This is a genomic window from Mycobacterium sp. Panama NTM2 (assembly GCF_054355555.1).
Map to the genome: position 1 here is coordinate 4,415,458 of NZ_CM135953.1, position 16,580 is coordinate 4,432,037.

19 protein-coding genes and 1 tRNA gene are annotated in these 16,580 nt (G+C 67.8%); 14 read left to right on the forward strand and 6 right to left on the reverse strand.

The window, feature by feature from the left end; translation table 11 throughout:
- Nucleotides 1-27 precede the first annotated feature (27 nt).
- A complete protein-coding gene (locus tag ACXYX3_RS21115; protein WP_458608879.1) occupies nt 28-1,053 on the reverse strand; it encodes a sugar-binding transcriptional regulator in 1,026 nt (341 codons plus the stop codon).
- 186 nt (nt 1,054-1,239) lie between these two features.
- On the opposite strand from ACXYX3_RS21115, the gene ACXYX3_RS21120 reads away from it, so the two are divergent.
- The 12 genes from ACXYX3_RS21120 to ACXYX3_RS21175 all read left to right on the forward strand — a co-directional run bounded on the left by ACXYX3_RS21120 (nt 1,240) and on the right by ACXYX3_RS21175 (nt 11,541).
- Nucleotides 1,240-2,655, forward strand: coding sequence for a mannitol dehydrogenase family protein (locus ACXYX3_RS21120; protein ID WP_458608880.1), 1,416 nt, complete (start codon nt 1,240-1,242; stop codon nt 2,653-2,655).
- A complete protein-coding gene (locus ACXYX3_RS21125; RefSeq protein WP_458608881.1) occupies nt 2,652-3,608 on the forward strand; it encodes a carbohydrate kinase family protein in 957 nt (318 codons plus the stop codon). The genes ACXYX3_RS21120 and ACXYX3_RS21125 overlap by 4 nt, the downstream gene beginning before the upstream one ends.
- A 9-nt stretch (nt 3,609-3,617) precedes the next feature.
- Nucleotides 3,618-4,541: a non-homologous end joining protein Ku gene (gene ku / locus ACXYX3_RS21130; protein ID WP_241203289.1), complete on the forward strand. Its 924-nt coding sequence runs from the start codon at nt 3,618-3,620 to the stop codon at nt 4,539-4,541.
- A gap of 55 nt (nt 4,542-4,596) precedes the next feature.
- On the forward strand, nt 4,597-5,388 hold the full coding sequence (locus tag ACXYX3_RS21135) for an SDR family oxidoreductase (RefSeq protein WP_458608882.1): 792 nt from the start codon (nt 4,597-4,599) through the stop codon (nt 5,386-5,388).
- Nucleotides 5,389-5,396: 8 nt separating this feature from the next.
- On the forward strand, nt 5,397-6,473 hold the full coding sequence (locus ACXYX3_RS21140) for an NAD(P)H-dependent amine dehydrogenase family protein (protein ID WP_458608883.1): 1,077 nt from the start codon (nt 5,397-5,399) through the stop codon (nt 6,471-6,473).
- Nucleotides 6,474-6,493: 20 nt separating this feature from the next.
- Nucleotides 6,494-6,742: a hypothetical protein gene (locus ACXYX3_RS21145; RefSeq protein ID WP_046364374.1), complete on the forward strand. Its 249-nt coding sequence runs from the start codon at nt 6,494-6,496 to the stop codon at nt 6,740-6,742.
- Between the two features lie 31 nt (nt 6,743-6,773).
- Nucleotides 6,774-6,983: a hypothetical protein gene (locus ACXYX3_RS21150; protein WP_458608884.1), complete on the forward strand. Its 210-nt coding sequence runs from the start codon at nt 6,774-6,776 to the stop codon at nt 6,981-6,983.
- A 93-nt stretch (nt 6,984-7,076) separates the two neighbouring features.
- Entirely contained in the window at nt 7,077-8,303 is a 1,227-nt protein-coding gene (locus ACXYX3_RS21155) for an Nramp family divalent metal transporter (protein WP_458608885.1), read from the forward strand.
- On the forward strand, nt 8,304-9,368 hold the full coding sequence (locus tag ACXYX3_RS21160) for a poly-gamma-glutamate hydrolase family protein (protein WP_458608886.1): 1,065 nt from the start codon (nt 8,304-8,306) through the stop codon (nt 9,366-9,368).
- Nucleotides 9,369-9,423: 55 nt separating this feature from the next.
- Entirely contained in the window at nt 9,424-10,182 is a 759-nt protein-coding gene (locus tag ACXYX3_RS21165; protein ID WP_458608887.1) for a DUF1365 domain-containing protein, read from the forward strand.
- 16 nt (nt 10,183-10,198) lie between these two features.
- A complete protein-coding gene (locus ACXYX3_RS21170) occupies nt 10,199-10,822 on the forward strand; it encodes a sigma-70 family RNA polymerase sigma factor (RefSeq protein ID WP_458608888.1) in 624 nt (207 codons plus the stop codon).
- Nucleotides 10,819-11,541, forward strand: coding sequence for an anti-sigma factor (locus tag ACXYX3_RS21175; RefSeq protein WP_458608889.1), 723 nt, complete (start codon nt 10,819-10,821; stop codon nt 11,539-11,541). Before ACXYX3_RS21170 ends, ACXYX3_RS21175 begins: the two co-directional genes overlap by 4 nt.
- Here the strand turns inward: ACXYX3_RS21175 and ACXYX3_RS21180 are convergent.
- Nucleotides 11,538-12,632: a glutamate--cysteine ligase 2 gene (locus ACXYX3_RS21180; RefSeq protein WP_458608890.1), complete on the reverse strand. Its 1,095-nt coding sequence runs from the start codon at nt 12,630-12,632 to the stop codon at nt 11,538-11,540. The two genes, ACXYX3_RS21175 and ACXYX3_RS21180, sit on opposite strands and share 4 nt — an antisense overlap.
- Nucleotides 12,633-12,764: 132 nt before the next feature.
- On the opposite strand from ACXYX3_RS21180, the gene ACXYX3_RS21185 reads away from it, so the two are divergent.
- Nucleotides 12,765-13,589, forward strand: coding sequence for an LLM class F420-dependent oxidoreductase (locus tag ACXYX3_RS21185; protein ID WP_458608891.1), 825 nt, complete (start codon nt 12,765-12,767; stop codon nt 13,587-13,589).
- 6 nt (nt 13,590-13,595) lie between these two features.
- Here ACXYX3_RS21185 and ACXYX3_RS21190 read toward each other — a convergent pair whose 3' ends face one another.
- From ACXYX3_RS21190 to ACXYX3_RS21200, 3 genes are read right to left on the reverse strand one after another with little or no spacing between them, the layout of a single operon-like run.
- A complete protein-coding gene (locus ACXYX3_RS21190; RefSeq protein ID WP_458608893.1) occupies nt 13,596-13,865 on the reverse strand; it encodes a cytochrome C oxidase subunit IV family protein in 270 nt (89 codons plus the stop codon).
- A 1-nt stretch (nt 13,866) separates the two neighbouring features.
- Nucleotides 13,867-14,370 (reverse strand): cytochrome c oxidase subunit 3, encoded by a 504-nt coding sequence (locus tag ACXYX3_RS21195; protein WP_458612169.1) that lies wholly within the window; start codon nt 14,368-14,370, stop codon nt 13,867-13,869.
- Between the two features lie 59 nt (nt 14,371-14,429).
- Nucleotides 14,430-15,176, reverse strand: a complete 747-nt coding sequence (locus tag ACXYX3_RS21200; protein WP_458608894.1) for a hypothetical protein — start codon at nt 15,174-15,176, stop codon at nt 14,430-14,432.
- A 50-nt stretch (nt 15,177-15,226) separates the two neighbouring features.
- Here ACXYX3_RS21200 and ACXYX3_RS21205 point away from each other — a divergent pair.
- A tRNA-Arg gene (locus ACXYX3_RS21205) sits at nt 15,227-15,299 on the forward strand.
- 42 nt (nt 15,300-15,341) lie between these two features.
- On the opposite strand, the gene ACXYX3_RS21210 is transcribed toward ACXYX3_RS21205, so the two are convergent.
- Entirely contained in the window at nt 15,342-16,532 is a 1,191-nt protein-coding gene (locus ACXYX3_RS21210; RefSeq protein ID WP_458608895.1) for an IS481 family transposase, read from the reverse strand.
- Between the last annotated feature and the right edge of the window lie 48 nt (nt 16,533-16,580).

The window sequence follows — 16,580 nt, forward strand, 5'->3', positions numbered from 1 at the left end:
ATCTTCGCCTCACCAGTTCCACCTCCACTATCCTTTGTTCAAAAGCCATCGGGCACAATCAATGTCGCAGACCAGCATCTTCGCCAGTCCGCCCCGCAACGCTGCGCGCGTGGCAATGTGTTTGGCCGCCCCGCTGGCGACCAGGATGGTCTTGGGGCATCTGCGGATGTCCTCGAGCGGCACGGACATCGAGCGCCGCGCGAGCTCGGTGACCACCGGGGTGCCGAACTCGTCGAAGAATCGGCCGCCGATCTCCCCGACGGCCCCGAGGGCGACGAGCTCGTCGAGCATGCGAACGTCGAGGAAGCTGGCCTCGAACAGGGTGGTCGACGTCGACGCCGCCCCGGTGCCGAACAGCATCGCGTCAGCGTGGCGGCCCGTCTCGAGCGTCCGCGAGATCACCGAGTCAGCGCTCATCGACGCGACCGTGGACCGATCGGCGTAGAGCGGCGCCGGCAAGCGGATGGCCTCGGCGCGGAGCGCATCGGCGCTGCGGCTGAGGATGAACTCCATGCCGGTCTGGTAGGCGGCCGTCGACATGGCGCCGTCCAGCTGCACCACGGTGCGGCAGCTGGCCCCACCCGGCACCAGCGCGCTCGCGACCGCGACCTGTTCCGGCCCCCAGGTGAAACCGACGACGTCGTCGGCCGACAGTCGCCTCATGAGCAGAGCCGCGGCGGCGCGTCCGACGCTCGCGAACGCCGCAGGCCGGCCGGGTGCGCCGACGTCGATGCCGTGGCCGGTGACGACCGCCTCCGTCAGCCCGAACGTCGCTTCGAGCTCGCGTTCCTCGTCAGCATGCAGGCTGCCCTGCAGCGTGGCCGGCACCACCACCTCGATGCGGACGAGCCCCTTGGCCTTGGCTCGGGAGATCAGTCGTCCCGCGGTCGGCCGCGACACGCCAAGTCGGCCGGCGATCTGCGCCTGTGTGAGCCCGTCGAGGTAGTAGAGCGTCGCTGCGCGCAGGGCCAATCGCAGGTCATCGGCACCGACCGACGCGAGGTCGGGAAGATCGGCCTGAGCCGTCCGACCGTTCGACGTCGGGTTCGCCACGATGCCGCGCCGCCTTTCCCGCGTGAGCATTTGCTCACGGGTGCGAGTAGATGCTCATCACGCTAGCATCATGGATGTGACGTACACAACACTTGCCGACTTCAAACCCGTCCCCCGTCTCGGCCGCGGCGAGCCGGACCGCGACACGATCGGGGCGAGTAGCGTCGGGACTGTGGTGACCGTGTCATGAAACTCAATGCCGAGAATCAGCCGCGCATCCCGATCGACAAGCCGACCTACGACCGGGCCCACACCGGCGTCGGCATCGTGCATTTCGGCGTCGGCGGCTTCCACCGTGCCCATCAGGCCGCCTACGTCGACCGCCTCCTGAACGCCGGCCGGGCCGACGGGTGGGGCATCTGCGGCGTGGGCGTACTGCCCGCGGATCGCAGGATGGCCGACGTGATGGCCGCGCAGGACTGCCTGTACACCTTGCTGCTGGAGCACCCCGACGGGACCCGAGAGGCACGGGTCATCGGATCGATCGTCGACTACCGATACGCGCCCGACGACGCGGAGGGCGTCATCGAGCTGCTCGCCGCGCCGAGCACACGCATCATCTCGCTCACCATCACCGAGGGCGGTTACCAACTCGACGACCTGCCGGAGATCAACGTGTTCGGCCTCGTGACCGACGCGCTGGCCCGCAGACGCGAGCGCGGCGTGCCCTCCCCGACGATCGTCTCGTGCGACAACATCGAGGGCAACGGTGACGTCGCACGACACGCCTTCACCGAGTACGCCGACTCCGTTCACCCGGGACTCTCGGACTGGATGGCCGAACACACCCGTTTTCCCAACTCCATGGTCGACCGCATCACACCTGTCACCACCCCCGCAGTGATCGACACGGTGGCAACCGAATTCGGTGTCGATGATCAATGGCCCGTGATCGCCGAGCCGTTCACCGCATGGGTGCTCGAGGACACGTTCTCCGACGGCCGGCCTCCGTGGGAGGACGCTGACGTCCTCCTGGTCGACGACGTCACCCCCTACGAGCTGATGAAACTGCGCCTGCTCAACTCCGGTCACCAGACCCTGTGCTACTTCGCCTATCTGGCGGGCTACCGGCTGGTGCACGACGCCGCGGGCGATCCGCTGTTCGCCGAGTTGCTGCGGCGCTACTTCGCCGAGGCCGAGCCGACGCTGCCGCCGGTTCCCGGCATCGACCTCGCCGACTATCAACGCACCCTGATCGAGCGCTTCGCCAACCCGGGAGTGCGCGACACCATCGCCCGACTCTGTGCCTACTCCTCCGACCGGATTCCGCAGTGGCTTGTTCCCGTCATCGAGGCGAATCTGAAAGCCGATCGCAGCGTGAACATCTCGGCCGCGGTGGTCGCCAGTTGGGCGCGTTATGCCGAGGGAGTGGACGAGCAGGGCGAGCCGATCGCCATCGAGGACAACCGCGCCGCGACACTGGCACCGCTGGCCGAAGCCCAGAAAGACAACCCGACCGCGTTCATCGAGAACACAGCTCTCTTCCGTGATCTCGCACGTCAGCCTCGCTTCGTCGAGGCCTATCGCGAGTCGCTCGAGTCGCTGCACCGCGTCGGCGCGCGCGCCACGCTGGAGGTGCTCCTGAACGGTGATGCGCAGTGAGCAGACAACGAGCACTCGTGATCGGTGAAGCGCTGATCGACATCGTGATTCGCGACGGCGACATCACCGGTGAGCACGTCGGCGGAAGCCCGTTGAACGTCGCTGCCGGGCTGGGCCGGCTCGGTCGAGGCGTCGACTTCCTCACCCACATCGGCGAGGACGAGCACGGCCGTCGCATCGCCGAGCACCTGCACTCCTCCGGCGTCGAGCTGGTGACCGGCAGCAGCACGGCCGACCGCACGCCGACCGCACGGGCGATACTGGATGAGCACGGCGGAGCCACTTACGAATTCGACATCGCCTGGCAGCTGAGCGGAATCCCCGAGGTACCCCCGCCTCTGGTGGCGCACGCCGGTTCGATTGCCGCGGTGCTGGAACCGGGATGTCGCGCGGTGGCTGCGCTGCTCGACACCTATCACCCGTCGGCGACGGTGACCTTCGACCCCAACGTCCGGCCGTCGCTGATCGACGACGCTGACGCCGCCCGCAACCGTATCGACCGCCTGATCGAGCGCAGCGACATCGTCAAGGTCAGCGACGAAGACCTGGCCTGGTACGACAAGGAGCATTCCCCGGAGGAGATCGCGCGCACGTGGCTCGACCTCGGTCCGGCCGTCGTCGTCGTGACGCTGGGCGAGCGGGGCGCGCACGGGGTCGTCGCGGGGGGCAGCGTCGACGTCGCGGCACCTGCGGTCGACGTCGTCGACACCGTGGGCGCCGGAGACTCCTTCATGGCAGGACTCATCGACGCGCTCTGGGACATGAACCTGCTGGGCGCCGAACGCCGGCCCGACCTGCGCCGACTCTCCGAGTCAGCGCTGGCCCAGGCACTGGAGACGGCCGCGCTGTCGTCGGCGCTCACCGTCTCTCGCGCGGGCGCCGACCTCCCCGATCGGGCGACCCGCGACGCGGCCGCGGCCAGGTCCGGCCCGCATGCGGGTCGACCCGGCTAGCCTGAGGTGATGCGGTCCATCTGGAAGGGTTCGATCGCCTTCGGGCTGGTCAATGTCCCCGTCAAGGTCTACAGCGCCACCGAGGACCACGACATCAAGTTCCATCAGGTGCATGCCAAGGACAACGGGCGAATTCGATACAAGCGCGTGTGCGAGGTGGACGGGGAGGTCGTCGAGTACCGCGACATCGCCAAGGCCTACGAGTCCGAGGACGGCCAGACGGTCATCATCACCGACGACGACATCGCCACCCTGCCGGAGGAACGCAGCCGCGAGATCGAGGTGCTCGAGTTCGTGCCCGCCGGCGACCTCGACCCCCTGATGTACGACCGGAGCTACTTCCTCGAACCCGACGGCAAATCGTCCAAATCGTATGTGCTGCTTGCCAAGACGTTGGCGGAGACCGACCGTGTGGCGATCGTGAACTTCGCGCTGCGCAACAAGACACGACTGGCCGCACTGAGGGTCAAGGACTTCAGCAAGCGTGACGTGATGATGATCCACACCCTGCTGTGGCCCGACGAGATCCGCGATCCCGACTTCCCGGTGCTGGACAAGGATGTCGAGATCAAGCCGGCGGAGCTCAAGATGGCCAGCCAGGTGGTCGATTCCATGACCGACGACTTCAATCCCGACCGCTACCACGACGACTACCAGGAGCAGCTGCACGAGCTGATCCAGGCCAAGCTCGAGGGCGGCGAGGCTTTCACCACCGAGGAGCAACCCACCGAGCTCGACGAATCCGAGGACGTCTCGGATCTGCTGGCCAAGCTCGAGGCGAGCGTCAAGGCGCGCAAGGAGCAGAGCTCCGGGAAAGACGAGCCCGCCAAGAAGGCGCCCGCGAAGAAGGCCGCCAAGAAGGCCCCGGCCAAACAGGCCGCGAAGAAAGCTCCGGCCAAGAAGGCTGCGAAGAAGGCCGCCGCGAAGAAGTAGAACGTGTTCCAGAAATAGCCCACGGGACGGCGGCGCGCTTGCTAGCGTCACGGCCGTGATCCTGGACAGATTCCGGCTCGACGATCAGGTGGCCGTGGTGACGGGCGCGGGCCGCGGCCTCGGCGCGGCGATGGCCGTCGCCTTCGCAGAAGCGGGCGCTGACGTGCTGATCTCCGCGCGAACGCAGTCCCAGTTGGAGGAGGTCGCCGAGCAGGTTGCCGCAACGGGCCGGCGCGCGCACATCGTGGTCGCCGACCTCGCCCACGCCGAGGACACCGCGGCGCTGGCAGCCCAGGCGGTCGAAGCGTTCGGCAGACTAGACATCGTCGTCAACAACGTCGGCGGGACCATGCCGAACGCGCTGCTGAACACCTCCACCAAGGACCTGCGCGACGCCTTCGCCTTCAACGTCGCCACCGCCCATGCGCTCACGCTCGCCGCGGCGCCGCTGATGCTCGAGCACTCCGGCGGCGGCAGCATCATCAACATCACCTCGACGATGGCGCGGGTCGCCGGACGCGGCTTCGCGGCCTATGGCACCGCGAAGGCCGCGCTGGCGCACTACACCCGCCTCTCGGCGCTCGACCTCGCTCCGCGCATTCGCGTCAACGCGATCGCGCCGGGCTCGATCCTCACCTCAGCGCTCGACATCGTGGCGAGCAACGAGGAGTTGCGCACACCGATGGAGAAGGCCACACCGATGCGCAGGCTCGGCGATCCGCTCGACATCGCCGCGGCCGCGGTCTATCTCGCCTCCCCGGCAGGCGCCTATCTCACCGGCAAGACCCTCGAGGTCGACGGTGGCATCACGTACCCGAACCTCGAACTGCCCATCCCCGATCTGTGAAGGACACCATGACGATTCGCGTCGCTGCCATCGGAACCGGAAACGTCGGCAAACACGCTCTGGCGCAACTGATCACGGACCCGAAGTTCGAGCTGACCGCGGTGTGGGTGTCCTCGGACGCCAAGGCCGGCACCGACGCGGGCGAATTGGCCGGACTCGGGGTGTCGACCGGGGTGCCGGCCACCACCGATCTCGACGCCGTGATCGCCACGGGCCCCGACTGCGCGGTCTACACCGCGATGGCCGACAACCGGTTACCCGAGGCGCTCGAGGACTACCGACGCATCCTGGCCGCCGGCATCAACGTCGTCGGCAGTAGTGCGGTGTTCCTGCAGTACCCGTGGGGAGTGTTGCCCGACGAGATGGTGACTCCGATCGAGGAGGCCGCCAAGGCGGGCAATGCCAGCGTCTTCGTGAACGGCATCGATCCGGGTTTCGCGAACGATCTGCTGCCGATGGCACTGGCCGGTACCTGTCAGAGCATCCAGCAGATCCGCTGCATGGAGATCATCAACTACGACACCTACGACAGTGCGACGGTGATGTTCGACGTCATGGGGTTCGGGGGGAGTCTCGACGAGACGCCGATGCTGCTGATGCCCGGCGTGCTCAGCTTGGCGTGGGGATCGGTGGTACGGCAATTGGCCGCGGGCCTGGGCCTCGAGCTCGACGAGGTGACCGAGACGCACACCCGGGTGCCCGCCCCGGAAGATTTCGACATCGCCTCGGGCCACATCGCCGAAGGGACCACGGCAGCAATCCGGTTCGAGGTTCGCGGCATGAAAGACGGCGAGGTGGCGGTGGTTCTCGAACACGTCACCCGACTGCGCGACGATCTCTGCCCGGACTGGCCGCAGCCTGCGCAGCACGGCGGTTCCTACCGCATCGAGATCACCGGCGAGCCGTCCTACACGGTGGACCTGTGTCTGAGCAGCCCGAACGGCGATCACAACCACGCGGGACTGGTCGCGACGGCCGCCCGCGTGGTGAACGCCATCCCCGCGGTCATCGATGCCGCGCCGGGAATCGTGACAGCGCTCGACTTACCTCCCGTGACTGGCAAAGGTCTGTACGCTAAGCCCTGAACCTGCTGAAAGGACTCCGCATGAAGGCCCGCCTGACCACTTTCGCCGCTGTGCTCGTCGCCGGCGGAGCCTCCCTCGCGATCGCCGCTGCGCCCGCTGCGCTGGCCCAGCCGTCCTGCGTACAGACAGGTGAGGGCGGCGGCTTCCAGGGCGGCGCCAACACCGTGTGTGAGTCACCCGGCAATTCGCAGATCGACTCCCGTCCCGGCGTGTACGCCGAGCCCTGGGAGGGTGGTTTCGGCTGGGGTTACGGCCCCTACGTGCTCTGAGCCGACCGTGACGCGTCGAGTTCTGCGCTGCATGGCACTCGTGGGTGCGGGTGTCGCAATCGCCTGGGGCGGGACGGGTGTCGCGACCGCCATGCCGAAGTGCAGCGACGTCGGCAAGACGATCACCTACTGCGAGACCAACGGCAGCACGCAGATCACCGCGACGCCGCCGCCCTGGAACTGGGGTGGCTGGCAGGGCGGTGGCTACTACCCCTTCGGCGCGTTCGGCTACCTGCCCTGACCCCTGTGATCCCGGGTGGCGCATTGCCACGCCGCCGAGTTTACGGCTAACCTAACTTTTCTCTTCGCATCAACGAACAGAGAAGGATCGCGGGTGAAGCCCGACGTCGCTACACCGACCCGTCCCCTGTGGTTGCTGCTCGGCCCCGCCTTCGTCGCGGCCATCGCCTACGTCGACCCCGGCAACGTCGCGGCCAACGTCAGCGCGGGAGCCCAGTTCGGCTTCCTGCTCGTCTGGGTGATCGTCGCGGCCAACCTCATGGCGTGCCTCGTCCAGTACCTGTCGGCCAAACTGGGGTTGGTGACGGGCCGGTCACTGCCCGAGGCCGTGTCGGACCGGATGGGCACCCCGACGCGGTTGGCCTACTGGATGCAGGCGGAACTGGTGGCGATGGCAACCGATCTCGCCGAGGTCGTCGGCGGTGCCATCGCGCTGTACCTCCTGTTCGATCTGCCTCTGCTCGTCGGTGGGGTGATCACCGGCGCGGTCTCCCTGGTGCTGCTGCTGATCAAGGATCGTCGCGGCCAGACCGTCTTCGAGCGCGTCATCACCGGCCTCTTGGCGGTCATCGCCGTCGGCTTCTTCACCAGTCTGTTCGCAGCGCCTCCCCCCGCCGGTCAAGCCCTCGCCGGTCTGGTGCCGCGGTTCGACGGCCCCGAAAGCATCCTGCTGGCCGCCGCCATGCTCGGCGCGACGGTCATGCCGCACGCGGTGTACCTGCATTCGGGGTTGGCGCGCGACCGGCACGGGCACCACGCACCCGGCCCGCGTCGCAAGGCACTCCTGCGCGCCACCCGCTGGGACGTCGGCGCGGCGATGCTGGTCGCCGGGGCGGTGAATCTGTCGATGCTGCTGGTGGCCGCGACCACCCTGCAGGGCGTACCGGACACCGACTCGATCGAAGGCGCGTTCGCCGCGGTGCAGGGCAGTCTCGGCCACACCGTGGCGCTGCTGTTCGCGATCGGATTGTTGGCATCGGGGCTCGCGTCGTCATCCGTCGGCGCCTACGCCGGAGCGATGATCATGGACGGTTTGCTCCGCCGGTCGGTGCCGTTGCTGACCCGGCGGTTGATCACGTTGCTGCCCGCGCTGGCGGTGCTCGCGGCAGGCGTCGACCCGAGCCGCGCTCTGGTGTTGTCGCAGGTCGTGCTGTCGTTCGGCATCCCGTTCGCGCTCATCCCGCTGGTCCGGCTGACCAGTGACAGATCGCTGATGGGCGGTGACGTCAACCGGCGCATGACCACGACTCTGGGCTGGTTGGTTGCCGGGTTGATTACTCTGCTCAACGTGGTGCTCATCTATCTGACGCTGACCGGCTGAATGACGGCGCGACACCACTACTTCGCGTACGGCTCGAATCTGTCGGTGCGGCAGATGGCGCAGCGCTGCCCTGATGCCACCGATCCGCAACCCGCCACCCTGGCCGACCACGACTGGCTGATCAACGAACGCGGCGTCGCCACCGTCGAACCACAACCGGGCGGGGTGGTGCACGGCGTGCTGTGGCGCGTCTCCGATCACGACCTGGCGACGCTGGACAGCGCCGAGGGCGTACCCCTGCGCTACCGCCGCGACGCGCTGACGGTGCACACCGCCCACGGCCGGCGCACCGCCTGGGTCTACATCGACCATCGCGTCGAGCCGGGCCCGCCGCGCCCCGGATACCTCGAACGGATCCTCGAGGGCGCCCGACACCATGGTCTGCCGACCCGCTGGATCGACTTCCTGCAGCGATGGGACCCGACGCGGTGGCCCCGCCGCGAACACGACCCGGATTCGACTCCACCACAATCACTCTCGGAGCTGCTGAGCACGCGGGGAGTCAGCGAGCACAGTGAGCTGCGGTCGGAGTTCGGGTTCCTGGCCATCCACGGTGGTGGACTCGAGCAGATGACCGATGTGATCGCACGCCGCGCCGCCGATGCGGCGAACGCGTCCCTCTACATCGTCCACCACCCCGACCACTACCCTCACCATCTCGCGTCAGCGCTCTACGATCCGGCACACTCACCTCGGCTGGCGAATTTCCTCGACCACGTCGACGTCGCGGTGTCGCTGCACGGATACGGCCGGATGGGGCGCAGCACCGAACTACTCGCCGGCGGTCGGCACCGCGCACTCGCCCGGCACCTGGCCGACCACATCGCGATTCCCGGCTACCGCGTGATCACCGACCTCGACGCGATACCCCGCGAACTGCGCGGCCTTCATCCGGACAATCCGGTCAACCGCACCCGTAGCGGCGGCACTCAGCTGGAACTGTCCGCGCGGGTCCGCGGCAACAGCCCGCGCAGCGGCCTGCCGGGTGACGACGGTCTGGCTCCCGCCACGTCCGCCCTGGTGCAGGGATTGGTGCGGGCCGCCCGGGCCTGGCCCCCGGGCTGACGGAGAGACACCATCTGGGCGCAATCCGCAACCCGGGCTGCTCCGAATACCGGTTGTGAAGCAACACGGCGGCGCCGCGCACACCACCACGGCGCTCTACCGCACCCGGATCACCCACCTACGGCGTGCTCCGGTACATCACTATTTCGAGCACAAGAGCTACAGCTGGCTGGTCGACCTCGACGACATGCCGCAGGTGCCGGGGTGGCTGCGCCCGTTCGCGACCTTCGACCCCGCCGACCATCTGAGGCCCGCGCCCGTCGACACGCTGCGCGGCCGCGTCGATGCGTTCCTTGCCGAGAAGGGCATCGACCTGTGCGGCGGCCGCGTCACCGCATTGCTGCAGCCCCGGGTCCTCGGCTCGGCGTTCAACCCGTTCAGCTTCTACTGGTGCCACGGCCCGGACGGTGGGGTGCGCTACGTGATCGTCGAGGTACAGAACAGCCGCGGTGAACGGCACGCCTACCTACTGCCGCCGTCGGGCGACTGGCCCGCAATGGTCACCAAGAAGCTGTACGTGTCGCCGTTCAACGACGTCGACGGGCACTACCTGATCAATGCGCCGCATCCGGACGAGCACCTCGACCTGCGCATCTCGTTGCACCGCGAGAACCACCCGGCGTTCGTCACGACCATGCGGGGAGACCGCAGAGCCGCCGGGATCGGGCAGATCCTCGCGCTGCAGGTCATCTCGCCGCTGGCGCCGAAGATGAACTCGCTGAGCATGCGGGTGCAGGGCACCATGTTGCGCCTGCGCCGCGTTCCCGTCGTGCCGCATCCGGCGGAGGAGCGCGAGAAGGTGTATCACTCGTGATCGACGGGGACACCTGATGATCGCGACCTTGCCCCCCAGGGCGAAGCCCACGACTTCGACGGACAGCCTGCGGGCAGCCGCTAGGCTACCGCTCGTGACCGCCGAACTCGACGCTTTGCTGCGCCAGGTGGCCCGCCAGGACGTGGACGCCTTTGCCGCCCTGTACGACCAGACCCGGTCCCGGGTCTTCGGCCTGGTTCTGCGCGTACTGCGCGACCCGGGGTACAGCGAGGAGACGACGCAGGACATCTACCTGCAGGTCTGGCGCAACGCACACACATACGATCCGTCGGCGGGTTCACCGCTGGCGTGGCTGATGACGCTGGCGCACCGACGCGCGGTGGACCGGGTGCGCTCCGAGCAGGCCGCCAGCACCCGGGAATCCCGGTATGGCGCCGCCAACGTCGAGCCACCCGCCGATCACGTCGCCGACGAGGTGATCCTGGACGAGGAGCGGCGCCAGGTCGCCGCGTGCCTCGGGGCGCTCACCGACACCCAACGAGAATGTATCCAGTTGGCGTATTACGACGGTCTTACCTATGTGCAGGTTTCCGAGCATCTTTCGACGAATCTTGCCACCATCAAGTCGCGGATGCGTGACGCCATTCGCGGTCTCCGCCGATGCCTGGGGGTGACATGACCAGCCCGGAAGAACTGCTGTCCCTTGCGACGCCCTATGCGCTGCATGCGCTCAGTGACCCTGAGGTCGACGACATCGACCGTCAGCTCAGCGACGCCTCGCCCGACGTGGCCGAGGCGTTCCGCGCCGAAGTCCGCGCCGTGCGCGAGACGATGGCGGTGATCGCGGAAGCCACCGCAGTCGAGCCGCCGCCCGAACTTCGCGCACAGGTGTTGAGCCAGATCCAGCGCGACGGCGGCCGGGGTGGCGCGGTGCGCTCCATCGGACCGAAGCGCCGACGGTGGGCGACCGTCATGCTCGCCGCGGCAGCGGTGGTGGCCGTCGGACTGGGCGCCCTCGGGGTCGGTGTGGCGATGCGGCCGAGCGCCTCCGAGTCGACGACCGACCAGATCTTCGCAGCGCCCGATGTGCGGACCGTCTCGGGTGACATCCCCGGCGGTGGCACCGCGACCCTGGTGTTCTCCCGGGAGCGGGATTCCGGCGTGCTCGTGATGAACAACGTGACACCGCCCAAGCCCGGGACGGTCTACCAGATGTGGCTCGTCGCCTCCGACGGTCCGCATTCGGCGGGGACGATGGACGCCGGTGCTGTCACGCCGTCGACGACGGCGGTGCTCCCGGATCTCGGTGCGTCGAGCGCGTTGGCGTTCACGGTCGAACCGCCCGGCGGGTCGAAAGAGCCCACCACGCCGGCTTTCGCCGAACTGCCGCTGGTCTAGAACTCGAGCGTCGCATCACCCGCGACGGCGAGCACGTCGCGCACATCGTGTCCGCGCCGCCATGCCCGTCGTTGCCGCATCGCCCCGTTGCCGTGCTCGAACACCGCGGCCACGCCCCGGCGCACGACGTCCTCGTCGCCGGTGCGCTCCAGCGCCGGGCGCACCCAGTCGAGCATCTGTTGCAGCAACGTACGCATCGGCGCGGCCGTGTTGCTGCGCAGGTCCACACCGGAACCGTCGACGCCGTCGCGTGCGGCCTTCCAGTACGCCGCCTTCAGCGTCCAGGCATCCACTGTCGGCTGGGCCTGACCGCGCTCTTCCTCCGCGAGCGCGGTCATCACAGCCGCGCGCGACAATGTCGCCAGCAGAACCGTCTCCCCCACCGTCGCCGGCACGTCGGCGACCCTGATCTCCACCGTCGGGAAGTTCGCCGAGGGCCGCACATCCCAATAGACCATGCCGTCGTCGCGAATCACCTCGGACTGCACCAGCATCCGTACCGCAGCGTCGTAGTCCGCGGCGGAGTCGAAGAGCGGCGGCGGCCCGGCGCTGGGCCAGCGCGCCCACAGCACGCTGCGCCAGCTCGAGTGACCGGTGTCGGCGTTGCGGTAGATCGCCGAGTTGGCCGTCAACGCCAGCAGCACCGGCAGCCACGGGCGCAGCCGATTGGACACCACGACCGCCGCGTCGCGGTCCGGTACGGCGACGTGCACGTGGCACCCGCAGATGCCCTGCTCGTGGGCGATCATCCCGAAGCGGTCGCCGATATCGCGGTAGCGCGGGGTGTCGGTGACCGGGAAGTCGTGCGGCAACGTCGGCGGCAGACCCACCGCGAGTAACCGGGCACCTGCCTGACCAGCGGCATCGGCGACGGTGCCGCGCAGACGCGCCAGCGCGGTGTGGAGCTCCTCCGCGGTCTGCATCACGTCGGTCGCCGTTTCGATCTGACAACTGGTGAGCTCGAGTTGGAGGTCGAGCCCCAGGTCGGCGGCGCGCTCGGCGACGTCGCGGTTGCGGGGTAACGGTGCGCCAGTGTCCGGATCGACGAGGAGGAATTCCTCTTCGACGCCGATCGTGGGGATGTCTGCCATAGGGGTGAAGAACCTGCCGAAATTTTGATCCGGCCCGTCGGATAGTTCGACGACGGGCCGGATCGGCGGGAAAAGACTGCAGCCTTAGTGCCCCTGGCGGATCCCCTTCAAACCTGTCCCTACGATCGAACCGTGGCTGCAGAGTTGCGATTTGGTATCGGCGTCATGCGTGGCACCTCACGCGGGCAGCTGCACGACTTCTCACGGCAGGCCGAGGACCTGGGCTACGACGTGGTGCACGTGCCGGACCACCTCGGCGGCCCGGCGCCGTTCCCGGTGATGACGACGATCGCGATGGCGACCTCGACGCTGCGGGTCGGCACGTTCGTGCTCAACGCGGCGTTCTACCGGCCGGCGCTGCTCGCGCGCGACGTGGCGGCGCTGTGGGACGTGTCCGAGGGCCGGCTCGACCTCGGGCTGGGCACCGGTTATGTGAAAGAGGAGTTCGAGGCGGCGGGCATCCCGTTCCCGAGCGCCGGCGCACGGGTGGAGCACCTGCGCGAGACCTGCGCCTATCTCGCCGAACGCACACCCGACGTGCCGATCATGATCGCCGGCAACGGCGATCGGGTGCTGCGGCTCGCGGCCCGGATGGCCGACATCGTGGGTCTCACCGGAGGCGACCGGGCACCCGGCGCCGACGAGGATCCGCTGGCGGACAGAATCGCGTTCGTGCGCGACGCAGCCGGTGAGCGCTTCGATTCGCTGGAACTGAACATCGCGATCACCGCGATGCCGCTGGACGGTTCGGGCGTACCGGATCTGACCATTCCGCGCCACTTCCTGCCCGGGCTGTCCGACGACGAGCTGCTACGCCATCCGGGGGTGCTGTCGGGGTCCGCCGCGGACATGGCCGATCGGATTCGCGGTTACCGGGACCGGTACGGCATCAGCTATGTGACGGTGCAGGACCGGCACGCCCGCGCGTTCGGCGAGGTCATCGCGCTACTGAAATAGGTTGCGTTACAGCCACAGATACAGCCCGGACAGCAGCGCCCACATGCCGATGCAGTACGCCTCGAACGCGGCGCGCAGCGGGATCGGGGCGTGCCGCAGCTCCATGAAGTCGAGGCCGACGAGGCGCACCTTGATCGCGGCGATACCCAGCACGGCGACGCCGACCATGGAGCCGGTGCCGTGGTCGGCGCCGAGCGCCCAGGACAGCAGTGTGGCCGCGACGAGGACGAGCCAGCTCAGCCCGGCGCGGTTCTTGAGCAGCCCGACGATCGTCATGTCAGCTCACCAGGTAGAGCAGCGCGAACAGGAAGATCCAGAGCAGGTCAACCAGATGCCAGAAGCATGCCGCACCCTCGACCAGCGCGGTGCGGGTGAGGCTGAGTTCGGTGCGCCGCGTCTGGGTCGCCAGGAACGTCAGGGCACCAACGCCGAGGCAGACGTGGAACAGGTGCAGGCCGGTGAGGATGACGTAGTAGAGATAGAAGTGGTTGGCGCCCGGGCCGTGTCCCGCTTCTGCGAGCGCCACGTATTCGGTGATCTTGAGACCGATGAAGACCAGGCCGCAGAGGATCGCGGCCCCCGCTGCGCGGGTGGCGATGGTGCGCTGCGCGGCTCGCATGGCGTTCAGCGCGAGCACTACGCACAGCGAACTGGTCAGCAGTACCAGCGTGTTGGCCACGCCGACGCCGATGTGCAGGGTGGTCCGTGCCTGATCGAAAAGCTCTGGGGCTGTTGCGCGTTCGACGAGGAAGGTGACGAAGAACGCACCGAAGACGGCCATGTCGCCGAACAGGAAGACCCAGGTGCCACTTTCGGCGGGGACCCGGCGAGCAGTGGTCGTCACCCGGAGAGCGCCCGCTGAACGGTGATCGATTTCAGCGTCACCGCTGTCGTGGCGAACAGCCAGACGACGAGCACAAGTCCAGGAATGTAGAACGCGAACACCCCGTTCCAGGCGAGCGGTCCGTCGTTGAAGACGACCACGACACACCCGGGCAGAGAAAGCGTGGCCACCCACAGGTTGAGGTAGCCGTACCACCGCGGGAACGTCGGAGTGTCGGCCTGATCGGTGAACGCGGCGATGGCCAGCGTGACGTTCTGCACGATGATGGTCCCGACGATGCCGATGAACCACAGCCAGAAGACATCGTTGAGCGCCTGGGTGAGTTCGGCGGACCGGCCCTCGGGCCGGAAGGCGGCGACGCCGAGGAAGAACTGCGGAAAGATCAGCGCGGGGACGAACACGGTGGCGGCCATCAGCTGCGTCATCGATAACATGCCCCAGCCGCCCTCGGCGCGTTTGATGCGCAACACGATGACGGCGAGGAACGGCAGCGCCAGCGCGGCGCTGAGCAGAGCGCCCGAGACCCCGAAGCGGATCCAGAGTTTGTGATCGACGAAGAACGCGGCGATCTCGTCGGCAGAGGCCGCCGGGGAGAGCGGCGGGAAGAGCTGTGCGACGCCGGAAAAGCTCGCGCCGTAGAGAAGGATCATGATGCTGCCCGACCAGGCGCCGATGCGTTGCAGTGTCAGCTCCACGCCGGGGACGCTACCGGCGGAGGTCACAAGTTTTGTCACTTTTGCCATATGTGACGGGCTGGGGTTCAGCAGCCGCTGACCGGTAAGCTCCCAGCGTCGCCCCCGTAGCTCAGGGGATAGAGCACGGCTCTCCTAAAGCCGGTGTCGCAGGTTCGAATCCTGCCGGGGGCACTTTGTGATGTCGCAGGACATCGGAATAGCCGCGGACCTACTTTAGGTCCGCGGTTTTTTCCGTTTGGGGCCTTTGGGGGCGCCGGTGGGTTGGTAGTCCCTGGTGGGGTCGAGTGTGAAGTCGCGTAGGACTTCTCCGGTGGCGGCGTTGATGACGGTGATGTGGTGGTCCTGGGCGAGGATCAGAACGCGGGTTCGGTAGTGGTGGCGGCCGATGCCGATGTGGTGCAGGCGCCCGTTGACGCGCAGAGTGATCGCTCCGGCTTGGTCGACGCGGTCGGTGCGGACACGGTTGTGGGTGTCGATGCGCGTTGCTGGGTCGGCTTTGGGGCGGCTGGTGTAGATCACTGCTGGGGTGGCTCTGTGGGGCAAGGAGCGGTGGGGGCGGCGGTGGTTGTATTCGTCGACGAAGGTGTCGAGTTGGGTTTGGAGTTCGGCGATGGTGGTGGCGCGGGGTTGGCCGGTGAGCCATTTTTTGAGGGTTTGGTGGAAGCGTTCGACTTTCCCGCAGGTGGTGGGGTGGTGCGGGGTGGAGTTGATTTGGTGGACGCCGAGGCGGTGGAGTTCGGCTTCGAAGGCGTTGCGTCCGCCTTTGCCGCCGGCGAGGCGGGTGGTGAAGACCATGCCGTTGTCGGTGAGTGTGGAGTGGGGGATGCCATGGCGGGCAGTGGCTTTGGTGAATTCGGTGACGACGATGGCGCCGGTGATGCGGCGGTGGGCGGTGACGGAGATGGCCAGGCGTGAGCAGTCGTCAAGCCAGCACAGGATTTCGGTGTCGGCTCCGTGTGTGAGGCGCCAGTGGGTGAAGTCGGCTTGCCAGCGTTGGTTGGGCTGTGCGGCGGCGAAACGGATGTAGGAGCTTTTGGGGCGTTTCTGCGGGGTGGGTTCGACGAGGCCGGCGCGGGTGAGGTGGCGGCTGATCGTCGCGGCTGATACACGCAGGTGGTGGTGGTGTTCGAGGTGCCAGGCGATGGTGTGGGGGCCGGCGTCGAGGCCTTTGCCGGTCAGGGTGCGGCGCAGGTCGATGATGAGGTCGATGGTGGATTGTGGGAGCCGGCCTGGGCTGGTGTGGGGGCGCCGGGAGCGGGGTTCGAACGCGGCGTCGCCGTCGAGGGTGTAGCGCTTGATCAGCCTCGAGATCCAGCTTTGGGAGACGCCGTAATCGCGGGCGACCTGCGATTGTGAGCGGCCCTCGACAAGGACTGCGGTGATGACCAGACGAGCCTTCGACACCAGCCGAAACTGGCTGACGTACCTATGCCGATGTCGTGAGACACCCTA